This window comes from Anaerolineae bacterium, assembly GCA_035529315.1.
GTDB lineage: Bacteria > Desulfobacterota > Desulfobacteria > Desulfobacterales > ETH-SRB1 > Desulfaltia.
Genome location: DATKWZ010000014.1, coordinates 1 through 12,641 on the forward strand (window position 1 = coordinate 1; position 12,641 = coordinate 12,641).

Annotated in this window: 14 protein-coding genes; 10 read left to right on the top strand and 4 right to left on the bottom strand. The window is 46.2% G+C overall.

The window, feature by feature from the left end; genetic code table 11:
- The first annotated feature begins 20 nt into the window (after nt 1-20).
- From VMW78_02510 to VMW78_02520, 3 genes are all read left to right on the top strand, one after another.
- Nucleotides 21-785, top strand: coding sequence for a hypothetical protein (locus VMW78_02510; GenBank protein ID HUV49882.1), 765 nt, complete (start codon nt 21-23; stop codon nt 783-785).
- Between the two features lie 281 nt (nt 786-1,066).
- The gene (locus VMW78_02515; protein HUV49883.1) at nt 1,067-1,246 is read left to right on the top strand and encodes a hypothetical protein; all 180 of its coding nucleotides are present in this window, start codon (nt 1,067-1,069) and stop codon (nt 1,244-1,246) included.
- A gap of 8 nt (nt 1,247-1,254) precedes the next feature.
- On the top strand, nt 1,255-2,874 hold the full coding sequence (locus tag VMW78_02520) for an NAD(P)/FAD-dependent oxidoreductase (protein ID HUV49884.1): 1,620 nt from the start codon (nt 1,255-1,257) through the stop codon (nt 2,872-2,874).
- Here VMW78_02520 and VMW78_02525 read toward each other — a convergent pair.
- Both VMW78_02525 and VMW78_02530 read right to left on the bottom strand, forming a co-directional pair.
- The gene (locus VMW78_02525; protein HUV49885.1) at nt 2,864-4,630 is read right to left on the bottom strand and encodes a HAMP domain-containing protein; all 1,767 of its coding nucleotides are present in this window, start codon (nt 4,628-4,630) and stop codon (nt 2,864-2,866) included. The two genes, VMW78_02520 and VMW78_02525, sit on opposite strands and share 11 nt — an antisense overlap.
- A gap of 30 nt (nt 4,631-4,660) precedes the next feature.
- Entirely contained in the window at nt 4,661-5,524 is an 864-nt protein-coding gene (locus VMW78_02530; GenBank protein HUV49886.1) for a phosphate/phosphite/phosphonate ABC transporter substrate-binding protein, read from the bottom strand.
- A gap of 107 nt (nt 5,525-5,631) precedes the next feature.
- On the opposite strand from VMW78_02530, the gene VMW78_02535 reads away from it, so the two are divergent.
- From VMW78_02535 to VMW78_02545, 3 genes are all read left to right on the top strand, one after another.
- Entirely contained in the window at nt 5,632-5,886 is a 255-nt protein-coding gene (locus VMW78_02535) for a hypothetical protein (protein ID HUV49887.1), read from the top strand.
- Nucleotides 5,887-5,925: 39 nt separating this feature from the next.
- A complete protein-coding gene (locus VMW78_02540) occupies nt 5,926-6,570 on the top strand; it encodes a response regulator transcription factor (protein HUV49888.1) in 645 nt (214 codons plus the stop codon).
- Nucleotides 6,571-6,737: 167 nt separating this feature from the next.
- Nucleotides 6,738-7,880 carry a cytochrome c3 family protein gene (locus VMW78_02545; GenBank protein HUV49889.1) on the top strand — a complete coding sequence of 381 codons (1,143 nt, stop codon included), beginning with the start codon at nt 6,738-6,740 and terminating at the stop codon, nt 7,878-7,880.
- Here the strand turns inward: VMW78_02545 and VMW78_02550 are convergent.
- On the bottom strand, nt 7,877-8,017 hold the full coding sequence (locus VMW78_02550; protein HUV49890.1) for an alcohol dehydrogenase catalytic domain-containing protein: 141 nt from the start codon (nt 8,015-8,017) through the stop codon (nt 7,877-7,879). The two genes, VMW78_02545 and VMW78_02550, sit on opposite strands and share 4 nt — an antisense overlap.
- Before the next feature lie 355 nt (nt 8,018-8,372).
- Here VMW78_02550 and VMW78_02555 point away from each other — a divergent pair, with 355 nt between their 5' ends.
- The 3 genes from VMW78_02555 to VMW78_02565 all read left to right on the top strand — a co-directional run bounded on the left by VMW78_02555 (nt 8,373) and on the right by VMW78_02565 (nt 11,566).
- Nucleotides 8,373-9,014 carry a YchE family NAAT transporter gene (locus VMW78_02555; GenBank protein ID HUV49891.1) on the top strand — a complete coding sequence of 214 codons (642 nt, stop codon included), beginning with the start codon at nt 8,373-8,375 and terminating at the stop codon, nt 9,012-9,014.
- Between the two features lie 51 nt (nt 9,015-9,065).
- Nucleotides 9,066-10,643, top strand: a complete 1,578-nt coding sequence (locus VMW78_02560) for a dehydrogenase (protein HUV49892.1) — start codon at nt 9,066-9,068, stop codon at nt 10,641-10,643.
- 128 nt (nt 10,644-10,771) lie between these two features.
- Nucleotides 10,772-11,566: a GIY-YIG nuclease family protein gene (locus VMW78_02565; GenBank protein HUV49893.1), complete on the top strand. Its 795-nt coding sequence runs from the start codon at nt 10,772-10,774 to the stop codon at nt 11,564-11,566.
- Nucleotides 11,567-11,597: 31 nt separating this feature from the next.
- Here the strand turns inward: VMW78_02565 and yjgA are convergent, their stop codons facing one another.
- The gene (yjgA, locus tag VMW78_02570) at nt 11,598-11,873 is read right to left on the bottom strand and encodes a ribosome biogenesis factor YjgA (protein ID HUV49894.1); all 276 of its coding nucleotides are present in this window, start codon (nt 11,871-11,873) and stop codon (nt 11,598-11,600) included.
- A gap of 138 nt (nt 11,874-12,011) precedes the next feature.
- On the opposite strand from yjgA, the gene VMW78_02575 reads away from it, so the two are divergent.
- The coding region (locus VMW78_02575; GenBank protein ID HUV49895.1) for a THUMP domain-containing protein at nt 12,012-12,641 on the top strand (630 nt) is incomplete at its 3' end.

Sequence of the window (12,641 nt, forward strand, 5' to 3'; positions counted from 1 at the left end):
AGTAGGTTAAATAAGAAGTTATGGCTCCTGAAAAAAACGATCAAATTAAAAATATTTTTAAGCCTGGTACACAAGTTGTGTTGATGATTGAACAAAACTTCCTGAGCTGTACCGCAAGAAATGCTGTGATTTATGATTGTGATCACAGTAAGCAAGAGATCATTGTCTCTTCAGGAGAGCCGATGATAACTCATGACAGGAAGAAGCAAAAAATATTTTTAACGACTCTGGTAAATTCTGAAATTGAGTTAAATGCCAGATTCGGAGTAAGGGTCGAAATTGAAAAGATTATAGAAAATTATGAACTTCAAGGTGGCGAAAAAGTAGCTGCTCTCCAAGTCAAATACACTCCGCCTCTGGAAAAAACCACTCTTCGGGAAGCATTTCGGATGCAACCCAATTATCAATTCGGAATCGAAGGAAGTATCAATGACGAACACCACTCAGGAGAAGAATGTTTTCTATTTGACAATATTTCGCTGACAGGAGCCGGGATAATCGTGCAGAAAAAAGGAAAGGGGGCTTCTCTGTTGGATTGGGAAAAAGAAAAAAAAATAACAATCAAGATGGAATTATCCGAAAATAATGATAAAGAAGAGAAGGTAATGAAAACTGCAGTGACAGCTAAAGCAGAAATAAATAGAGTTAACTTTTATCATAGCGAAAAAAACGGGTTTATCGGAATTAGATTCACCAAAATGGCATCTGACGACACTCGCAAGCTGACAGCATTCATAACGGCAATGCAATTGCATAACATACGAAGAAAAAACAGACCGGTTTGAAAAAACACCCTGGGGGTCGGGCCATAAAAGCCTGTTGATATTGTGAACAAACGATTTAAATGTAGCATCATATAAGGCCTTAAAAGGGTATTTTTGTAAAGAATTTTTGCTAAAATTTGCCGGAGATCGACGCCGATGGTTGCAATTGAAAATAGCGTTTTAAGAGCTAAAAATACTTATGTTTGGGAGGTTAACCCATAAATGTCAGATGGATCAAGTTTTGGTGTTGACAGTCCTCGATATTGTCTATAATAAATTTCTAAACGGGCCAGGCTCAAGAGATGTTTCCGACACGAAAAGAGGCGGCAGGTGCCATGGACAAAGCAAAAAATTCCTGCCGTGAACGTAAAAACCCTGGGCTACGGAATCTATCCGATCTGCAAAAGGGAACAACTCATTCGCCAACGCCGCCAACAGTCCAGGCGCCACAAAACCATTTCAGCGTTGGTCACTTAACTTGATTCATGCCATGCTGAGACTGACAGAACTTAAACTCCCCCTCGACCATAGTGAAGCTGACCTCAGGGCGGCAATCATCAAACAGCTTGGTCTGCAAGCAAACGACCTCATCAGTTACACTATTTTTCGTCGCGGCATTGATGCTCGAAAATCACACGCCATTGTGTTTATCTATACGCTTGATATTGAGGTAGCGCATGAGACCAATGTTCTATCGCGATTCGAGGACGACCTTCACCTCAGGCCCGCGCCTGACACCTCCTACCATTTTGTTGCCCGCGCTCCCAAGAAGGCGCTCCCCACGCGGCCTGTTATTGTTGGCATGGGACCCTCCGGCCTCTTTGCCGGGCTGATCCTTGCCCAGTCTGGATTTCGCCCGCTGATTCTGGAGCGTGGCAAGGCTGTGCGGGAACGCACCAGGGACACCTTTGGTCTGTGGCGCAAAGGAATCCTCGATCCGGAATCAAATGTGCAGTTCGGAGAAGGCGGGGCCGGGACATTTTCCGATGGCAAGCTGCACACTCAGATCAAAGATCCCAAACATTATGGCAGAAAAGTGCTGGAAGAATTTGTTACAGCCGGGGCGCCGCCGGAAATTCTGTATGTCAGCAAACCACACATCGGGACATACCGACTGGTCGGAATAGTCGAAAAAATGCGCGCCACGATCCAATCGTTGGGGGGAGAGATTCGATTCCAGAGCCGGGTGGATGATATTCAGATCGAGGATGGCCAGGTGAGCTGTGTCGTGCTGGCAAGCGGTGAACGCATTGTCGCCAGCCATCTTATTGTGGCTATCGGCCACAGCGCTCGCGACACCTTTGAGATGATCCACAAGCGCGGCATCTTCATGGAGGCAAAGCCTTTTTCCATAGGCTTTCGAATTGAGCACCCCCAATCGCTTATTGACCTCAGCCGCCATGGAAAAAACGCCGACAACCCGCTGCTCGGCGCCGCCGACTACAAACTGGTCCATCATGCCGGCAATGGCCGGTCGGTGTACAGCTTCTGCATGTGCCCGGGAGGCACCGTGGTTGCTGCCGCTTCCGAACCAGGGCGGGTCGTGACCAATGGCATGAGCCAATATTCGCGCAAAGATCGTAACGCCAACAGCGGTATCGTTGTGGGTGTTTCTCCGGCTGACTACCCTGATGGCCCGCTGGCAGGCGTGGAGTTTCAACGATTTTGGGAGTCACGGGCCTTTGAGCTGGGCGGCGGAAACTATCATGCGCCGGTGCAGCTGGTGGGCGATTTCCTGGCCGGCAGACCTTCCACCGCGTTCGGCTCGGTGCAGCCCTCCTATACCCCCGGCGTCCACTTATGCGATCTTAGCACCGCCTTGCCGGATTACGCCATCAATGCCATCCGCGAGGCCCTGCCCGCCTTTGCCAGACAAATTAAAGGCTTTGATCTGGCTGATGCCGTGCTGACCGCGGTGGAAACGCGCACCTCATCGCCAGTCCGCATCAAACGCAACGACTCTGACCTGCAAAGCATCAACACTAAAGGGTTGTATCCCACAGGGGAAGGCGCGGGCTATGCGGGAGGGATCTTATCCTCGGCCGTGGATGGAATTAAGGTCGCCGAAGCGCTGGCATTAAGCCTGCTGGACCGGTCCTTTAATGGGTGACCCCTAATCTTTCGGTCAGGGGAATTTCCACGAAAATTTTCGTGCCTTGTCCGGGGGCGGACTCAACCCTGAAAGTACCTTCCAGCCATTCAGTCCTTTCCTTTATTCCCAATAGCCCGATCCCCTTATTCACGATCGGCGATTTAGGATCGAACCCTACTCCGTCATCGGTTATGCACAGTACAAGGGTTTTATTGTCGGATTGTAATATTACGATTACCTTATTGGCTTTTGAGTACTTGATTATGTTGGTCACGGCCTCCTGCAATATCCGATAAACGGCAATTGTAAGGGGCTCGGAGATATTTTGATCGCCGACTTCAATCTCTTCAACAATCTCCATGCCTGTACGTTCCCTTATGTCGTCAAGAAAGGACTCGACAGCAGCTTTAAGGCCCAGATGGTCTAGTACCCCTGGCCTTAAGACGGCTGAAATGCTTCTCGCTCGCTGAAGCACTTTTTTGGTTTCGACCTGAATTCGATCAAGAAAGCCTTGTGTCTTTGATTCGTTCGTTGATAATGACTTCCTTGCTTGCGCAATATCGAGTAAAATAGCAGTGAGTATCTGGCCAAGATCATCGTGTATTCCCATGGAAATCTTTTTGCGTTCCTGTTCTTGAGTCGCCAGAATGTTTGATGAGAGAGTGCGTAGCTGTTCCTGTGATTTGACGAGAGAGTCTTGCAGTCGCTTTTGCTTAGTAATGTCTGCGGCCGTCAATATTACATCCGTTAAGACGCCATCGATGTCAGGGGTTCCTGCGGCGCTGAGAAGAACGTGAACTTTCTTGCCGGTCTTGGTCTCATAGTATGTTTCATAATTAATGGCTTCGTTTTTATCAATCAACTCCTCAAGTTTTGCTTTACCTCGCTCAGGCAATACCTTTTCCAAGGGCTGTTCTATTAATTCGTCTTCCGTATATCCCAGTAAATTCAGAGCAGCTTCATTAAACCCCTTTATTTTATTTTTATGGTCTACTACTATTAAGATCTCGGCCATTGATTTCAGGATACTGTCCGTATAATCCTTGGATCTTTTCAAGTCGGCACGAAAGGTTTTCAAGTCAATGGCCATCTTGTTGAAAGCCTTGGAAAGTTCTCCGATTTCGTCTTTTGATTTAACGTCTATTGTTATGTCAAAATTGCCTTTTGCAATTGCATGAGCCCCTTCTTTCAGTTTTATGATAGGCTTCACCAGCCTTCGAGACAAAATAAAAGCAAAGAGTATCCCAAAAACAATACATATGATCGTGATTACAATGATCTGTCTTTTCGCTCTTGCCGTAGAAATTTGAATGCTTCTCATAGAATAACCGATTTGAGCGGTGCCGACCATGTCCCCTCTGATTATAACGGGCACAGCAATATCATATATGTGTTCCCCTTCATCAGATTGAACAGCTTTGATGAATGCTTCGCTTTTGAGGGCACCATGGAAGAGGGGATTTGGAATAATCCGGCCGATTTTGTCCATCTCGCTATGAGCTCTTATCTTGCCCTGCATATCAGCAACCAAAGCATACACAACGTATTCCTGTTTCGAAACCGTATAGATATAATCCATGACACGAACAAATTTATCTATAATAAAGGAATCCTTAGATTCATCGGCCAAGGTATTTACCAATAAAGCGCCCTGCTTTTTCAGCTCTTCTTCAAAATTTCTGATTTCATGCTGAATTGAAAAAACAGCAATCGTAGCGGAAATCACGACGATTATCACCGCAAACGATAGGGCCAATTTTACCCAAAGTTTCATGTCTTGTCCCTGGCTAAATTTCTCTATGTTCTAATTTGGTACTGCATACCTCTTAACCAACTCGCCGATCTTATTTATTTCACCTGAATATTCTGCAAATCCCTTCCATCCACAAATGCTCAATACCTGATTTGTTTTGGGATTATTTTTGTTCAACTCAAGCAATGCCTGTTTCACTTTATTTGTTGTTGCTTCATCAATATCACTTAAGGCCGAAACAATCCAGTAGGGCGCCCAATCCCCTGTTATAGCAAGAATTCTTAGATCGGTTTGAAAATTGAATTTCTTGTTTTTTTGCGCCATATAGAGCCCGCAAACTAGACCGGCATCAAACTCTTTGAGGAACACTGCCATTGCATTATCAGGACACATGCCCCCAAATTCGTATGATAAATCTTTTCTCGCATCAATTCCTGATTGTTTCAAGTGGATATAAGGTGCGAGAAACTTTGCGGCATCTGCCTTGGCTCCAAATATGATTTTCTTCCCCTTTAAGTCGTTCAGATCGTTAATATCGCTGTCTGCCCTGACAACAAAATAACCGGTATCATACAATTTCCCTGCCGGGGATATTACATTCGCTATTGGGACAAGTGATATGTGTCGGCTCATTAAATAAGCGGAGAAAGAATCTTGTATGACAAAATCCAAACCGCCGCTTTTCTGTAAAAAAGCAAAATCCTCGTAACTCCCTGAGATGGCAAGTTCCATATTTAATCCAGTTGCTTCTTTTAGATAATCTACAACAGGCTGATATCGCTCTAATATAACAATCGGCTTAGTGGTGGGTTGAACGCCTATCCTTAGTATTTTTGTTTTTTCTTCCGCATATCCATTAACCGTAAAAAATCCCATCAGAAAGGCTACAATCAAGCTTATTATTCTTCTGTTCATTTTTTCCTCCCGTATTTTTAAAGGCCGCTCTTTGCAACCTTAATTCACCATCAAAAAAAGTAAAAAACCTCGTTGATCCTGAGGAATAAGGGTGATAGGGTGTAAGCATGTCACAAAGCATTCTTCCTTTCAAGTATGAACCTGAAAAAAAACACAACAGGGCTGACAGCTCAGGCAGGTATGTCTGGGAATATAGGGAACGTAGCAAACCATTTAACTTGATTCATGCAGGGGATATGTTATTTGAATTGCATGCCGAGAAAATCACGAATCGATGCTCCGGGAACTTTGCATCATACCATTGTCAGGGGGATCCCCGGACAGGGCGCGACGATTTATGTAGAAATCCCTTTATCGCCTGAGAAATTGGCGATATAATTTTTGCAGATCGGAGGTTGTAAATGGAAGAAAAAATTAGAGTCCTTCTGGCGGATGATCACGACATGGTGCGTGAGGGCCTGTGCAGGATCTTGGAGGAGACCGATGACATTTCAGTGGTCGGCCAGGCAGATAATGGACTTGATGCAGTGAACCTTGCCGAAAAGGTTGAACCTGACGTGGTGGTCCTGGACTACACCATGCCTGAACTGGATGGCATGGGTGCTACCGAGAGGATCAGGATGCTCCTGCCAAATACAAAGATTCTCATACTTACCGTTCACGATAATATCCAGTTTGCGATCAGAATCCTTGAAGCAGGAGCCCACGGTTTTTTGCTCAAGGAAGAGGCGCCGGGCGAACTTATTGCAGCAATTCGGGATGTGAAGGTCGGGAAAATACCGATCTCTCCTAAAATCATGGAAAAACTGACCGCCCGCTTGAGGCAGAATAAGCAGGCCAAAGTGGGGCTCGACATCCTTTCCCCCAGGGAGTTTGATCTCCTCTGCCACCTGGGTTCCGGCAAGCCCCTTCGTGAGTGCGCGAAATGCATGAATATCGGTGACAGCACGGCCAGCACATATCGCGGCCGACTTTTGGAAAAGCTGCAACTCAAGACCACTGGAGATCTTATACGATTTGCCCTTGAGAACGGCCTTGTGGGCTGACCCCATCCCTTGCTGTAGTAATCTAGCTACAAATAATCGGCAAAAAGCTTTACATGGACTTCATGTTTTCAGCTCTACACAAGCAATCAAAAAAGATCGATAATAAATAGAAAAAGATTTGCATTTAACCATAGGATTGCCTTCAACAGTCGAAGTGGAGGTATAATATGCTGCCCAATAGATTCGAGAAAAAAATATCAAAAAGATTCGCAATCCCAGCTATTTTGGTCGCATTTCTTTTCTTTGCTCTGATAATACCAGGAATATCTTCTGCCAAAGTCACCGGTCCATGCGTAAACTGCCACACCATGCACAACAGCCAGGGTGGGACAGAGATGGCCACATATGGCGCTGACGGCAAACCGTGGAAAACTGATACGGTACAACCTGTCCTGCTTCGCAGTACATGTCTTGGCTGCCACGGTATGGGCACCGGCAATAATATTGAAAACATAGGCGGAAGCGAGATACCGCAGGTTTATCATACTAACGGTACAGATTTGGCAGGGGGGAACTTTAAGTATATTGATGTCGATGACAACAGGGGTCATAATGTTAACGCAGATCTCGAAAATATTGAAGGCACATTGGAACTAGCGCCGGGACATACTCATGGCGTTGGAGGTTCCCCCACACCTGCAGAGTTCACTTGCGCGGGAACCGGCGGTTGTCACGGCTGGCGCCAGCACGGCAGCGGCATTTCCGGCATAGCCGCAATAAAAGGCGCCCACCACCAGAATACTGACGGCCAGTGCGATGGCACTACGACAGCAAAATCCTATCGATTCTTGCTTGGAGTCAAAGGTTTTGAAAACATGGGCGCGAATAAGTATCAGAACCTGAATGCTACTAATCATAACGAGTACTTTGGTACAACCAGCCCCACAGAATACGGTTGCACTAACTGTCATGACACAAGCGGCCCGATGGACATGCATATACTTCCACTTAACAACACAATAAGCGGGTTCTGCGCTACCTGCCATAGCACTTTTCATGTGTTAAGCGGGATAGGGGGGAGCACCTCAGGGCCCTTCACAAGGCATCCAACCGATATCGTTCTACCATCAAGCGGCGAATATGCTGCATATACAACTTATAGCGTTGAGGCGCCTGTCGGAAGAACCACAGTGCCTGATTCAATAAGCAATATTGTAACACCAGGAACCGATGTCGTAACCTGCCTCTCCTGCCACAAGGCTCACGCCAGCAATTATCCTGATTTGCTCAGGTGGGATTATACCACCATGAACGCAGGGGGTGGTGGTTCCGGTGGTTGTTTTACCTGCCATACACAGAAAAATGATTAGTTAGCATCTCTGCCGGTGGCCATGAAATCAGGGCATAAATTCCCCGTTCCTTTCAGGCAGAAGTTGCATTTTCCTAAGGATGAATAGCCCCGGCCGATGCCGACCCTGTTTCCGATTTTGAAGGCACTGGCCTGCATTCCGTTTGAAATTGCGCGTTTCCGGCGGGCGATAAGGTTATTTCCGTAAGCTTCCCGTGCGGACTTTCTCACAATTCAGTTGATTTTGCACCCAAACTCCTGCAATATTTACGAGACCTTTGCAAAACATCCCATTTTGTCCAATTGAGCGCTGATGGTTAGCGCTGATGGTTAGCGCTGATGCTTCACTGCGTGTCACTGCGTGTCACTGCGTGTCACTGCGTGTCGGCGTCAAGCTCAAATTTTAATTCTTCCGGTCCTTGGGGGCCGCGCCATAGGAATATATTGATATTGTGAACAGAATCATTTAAAGGTGGATGAGATGTTATTCCAAGATTAAAAAAAGGTTTTATATATGGAAACAGGAAATATCAGCGAATACCTCAAATTCTTTGCCGCCCTGCTGGCTATTGTCAACCCGGTGGGGGCCATCCCGATCTTCATTAATCTGACAGCGGATCAGAATAAAGGGGTTCGCAACAAAAACAGCTTCATGGCTTCTATCTCCATGGGGATAATTCTCATTGTTGTCCTGTTCAGCGGCGACGCCATCCTTCGCTTTTTCGGGATATCGGTGGGTTCCTTCCGGGTCGGCGGCGGTATCCTGATCCTGCTCATGTCCATCTCCATGCTGCAAGCCAAGATGAGCCATGTCAAGCAAACGGAAGTGGAGGGGCTTGACTTGGCCGAGCGCGAGAGCGTGGCCGTGGTACCCCTGGGCACCCCGCTCCTGGCCGGGCCCGGGGCGATCAGCACTGTTATCCTCTACGCCCAGCGCTATACATCTGTTACACACTATCTTTATCTGCTCGGTGTCATAGTGCTCCTGATATGTCTGACCTTTCTTTCGTTCCGACTGGCCCCAGCCATTGCCCGTTTGCTTGGCAAAACAGGCATCAACGTGGTAACCCGGCTCATGGGCCTGATCATGGCCGCGGTGGGCGTGGAGTTCATTGCCAACGGCCTCAAACAGCTTTTCCCGGCCCTGGGCGGCTAAGCCCGGATCGGTAATCATTATCAGGCTTGCGTTAGAGACAGGAGTGTTCCTTTGGAGCTAATACTTAGCGATTTGCAAATTCCCATTGAAAAAGACGGGATGGATGAATACGTAAAAGCCGCTGCCCAACAGCTGGAAATCGGGGCAGGGGATATATTCATCGCTAAAATTCTGAGTAAATCCCTTGATGCGCGCAGTAAAGAACAGTTTTATTACAAAATTTCACTGGTTGTCAGGGCTCCTGATGGCTTTGAAAACAAGCAAAACTTCCCGGTCTACATCGAACCAATAAAAGCAAACAGGAAAACAACCAGCATTAAAGACAGGCCTGTCATAGTAGGTTTTGGTCCGGCCGGCATGTTTGCTGCTCTTGAACTTATTGATTACGGGCTTAAACCTTTAATATTTGAAAGAGGTAAAAACATAGAAGAACGCTCCGTTGATGTTCAAAGATTTATAAAAAAAAGGGAGCTGGACCCTGAATCAAATATTCAATTTGGTGAAGGAGGCGCCGGTTCATACTCGGACGGGAAGCTGTTTTCCAGGAGAAATAATAATTCGAGCTATGTAAACCGGGTGTTGCAGACTTTTATTAAATTTGGTGCGCCTGAAGAAATAGGGTACATCAGCAAGCCACATTTGGGGACCGATGTGTTGTGCGCGATAGTTCGTAATATAAGGATCTATATCCTGGAGAGAGGCGGGGAGATATATTATGGCTCAAAAATGACGGACATCCTGATATCAGAGGGTAAGGCCTCAGGTATTATAATAAATGGTGAAAAGGAATATCTTTCTTCAAGTATCTATATTGCCCTGGGACATTCCGCGCGCGATACCTTTGAGATGATGCATGAAAAAGGGGTTGCTATTGAGCAGAGGCTGATTTCTGTCGGTGTGAGAATTGAGCATCCTGTTGAAACTGTTAATCTTATGCGATATGGCGATAAATATAAGGATTTTCCCGGCTTAGGGGCTGCCGCCTATTCTTTGAATTATACTGATCGAAAAATTCAAAGGGGGGTTTATACATTCTGCATGTGCCCTGGAGGTGAGGTAATTAATGCTTCATCTGATCAAGGCATGCTGGTTTTAAACGGGATGAGCTACTCACGCAGGTCATCACCATTTTCAAATGCAGCGCTGGTTGTAAGTTGTCATGCGGATGATTATAAATCAAATAGTCCATTGGCTGGGTTAGAGTTTCAAAGGGATATTGAGCGAAAGGCTTTTAACGCAGGAGGAGGAAGATGGGAAGTCCCCGCGCAGAATCTGATGGATTTTTTAGGTGAGAGCAGCTCTGCTTGCTTAAATAAAAACTCGTATAAGATGGGGGCTGTTTCTGCTGATATGAAAGACATTTTCCCGGGATTTGTGGTAGAGGAGCTGTCGGCCGCGTTTAATAAATGGAAAGAGGAGGTTCCATTATTTGTTTCAAATAATGCGATATTGTTAGGTGCGGAAACAAGAACCTCATCTCCCGTACGGATTAAGCGCAATGAAAAATTTGAATCAGTAAATATCAAAAATTTGTATCCGATAGGCGAAGGTTCAGGCTATACAGGCGGTATAACGAGTTCTGCCGCTGATGCTGTAAAGGCTGTCGAAATAAACGTATTGCAAGGATAGTCTGTGGGGCAGCGCCTTTTTTTGACGATATTAACAGGATGTCCTAAATGCCCGCTACGCTGTAAGCATTTGACCGGCCGGGCGCTTTACTGCTTCTGATTTTTATCATAAGATAGAAAAATTATGAAATGAACAATTATTCTCTCTTTACCGATGTAAGTCTGAACCCTGAGCTCAAAATTGGCGTGGGCGGTTATCTTGTCGTTCCGGAATCGTTTATTAAAACCCCATCAAACCTGATCAAAATATCGGAACTGAACGAAATTCCGGTGTTAAGAAGATTTGAAAACACTTCTTCTACAAAACTTGAGGTCCAAACAGTTTTGTGGGCCTTGGAAGAATATTGTGTTGGATCAACCATCTCCGGGCCAGGGAAACTCCATATTTATTCCGATTCCCAGTGTGTTGAAGGGCTTTTATCAAGAAGGGCCCGGCTGGAAAGCAACGGTTTCCATTGCAGGGGAGGTAATCGTCTGTTAAAAAACGCATCTTTATACGGCAAATATTACGAATTTCATGACCGGTTAAGGTTTGAGGTTACAAAGGTGGCAGGCCACACACGTTCTCATTCCCGCAATACTGTTCAACGTATTTTTTCCTTTTTAGATCAAAAAGTCAGGAAAGCTTTAAAACTATGGATGGCCCTGTTGGAAGCGGAGAGAGCTGAGTGGTATTTATACATGATCAGATGCAAAGATGGTTCACTTTATACAGGCATATCAAATGATGTTCCCCGGCGTTTTGAAGAACATCGGGAAATGGGAAAACAAGGAGCGAAATATCTTCGTGGCAGGGGCCCCCTTGAGCTGGTGTTTCAAAAAAAAACAGGGAGCAAATCGTCGGCATTAAAGATGGAACAAAAAATTAAAAAACTTTCAAAATCACAAAAAGAAATCATAATTTATGCGGGAGATATTGATTAAATGAAATTGCGCTTTTCCGGCGGGCACCGGGTTATTCCCGTGAGTTTCCCGCGCGGATGCGCTCGAGGGCGTTTTTGACGGGTTGGGGGTCGATATGCCGCATGAGGGCGCCGATGTGCTGAATCTGCCTGCGCCGGGCGCCATGGCTCTTTATTTTACATGCTAATTCGATGGCCGCCAGAAGCTCATCCGGCAGATCCATGGTCTTAAGCCGGACAAACGGCAGGGCAACCAACTGTTCGCCCAGGCGCTGCAGGGCTCGGTCTTCATTTTTTTTCCGGGTTCTGCTTTTATAATCCGTATCCATTTTGCGGGACTCTCCCTTTTGGTTTATTCAACATCAATACCTGTTAAAATTTTCTTTTAATACTGCAAAAGGTTTGAAATGATCAAGCAATATCTCGACCGTTCTTTACGGCTCAGATTAAAACGAAAGTGGTGAAAAATGGTATCAGCAGATTTTGTCAAACGTCGTAGAAGAGAAAAGCGGAAAGCGGCGGCATATCAGTATCAGGAGGATTGCCGTTATTTTGCCATGGTAGCCGATGGTTTAAAAGAAGCCGGCGCAGAGGAATTAGCTGAACTTGGCGCCGAAGATGTCAGGCCGGAATTCAGCGGAATTCATTTCAGGGCGGACAAATCAACCCTGTATCGAATTAATTATTTGACCAGGCTTCTTTCACGGTGCCTTGCGCCGTTAATGTCATACGCTTGTCATGATACCGATACGCTGTATCAGAAGGCCAAACAGATCGAGTGGGAAGATTTTTTTGCGGAAGGTAATACCTTTGCCGTATCGGGGAATGTTTCCGACAGTGCGATTTCGCATTCAAAGTACGCTGCCCTCCGCCTTAAAGATGCGGTTGCCGACTATTTCAAAGAAAAAACCGGTCAGCGTCCGGATGTGTCGGTCAGGAATCCGGATATCCTGCTGAACCTTCATATCCGGCACGATAAGGCAGTAATAAGCCTCGACACTTCAGGCGGCGCGCTTCACCGGAGAGGATACAGAGAGGAGACCGTTTCGGCGCCGATGCAGGAAACCGTTGCCGCCGCGATCGTCCGATTCAGCGAA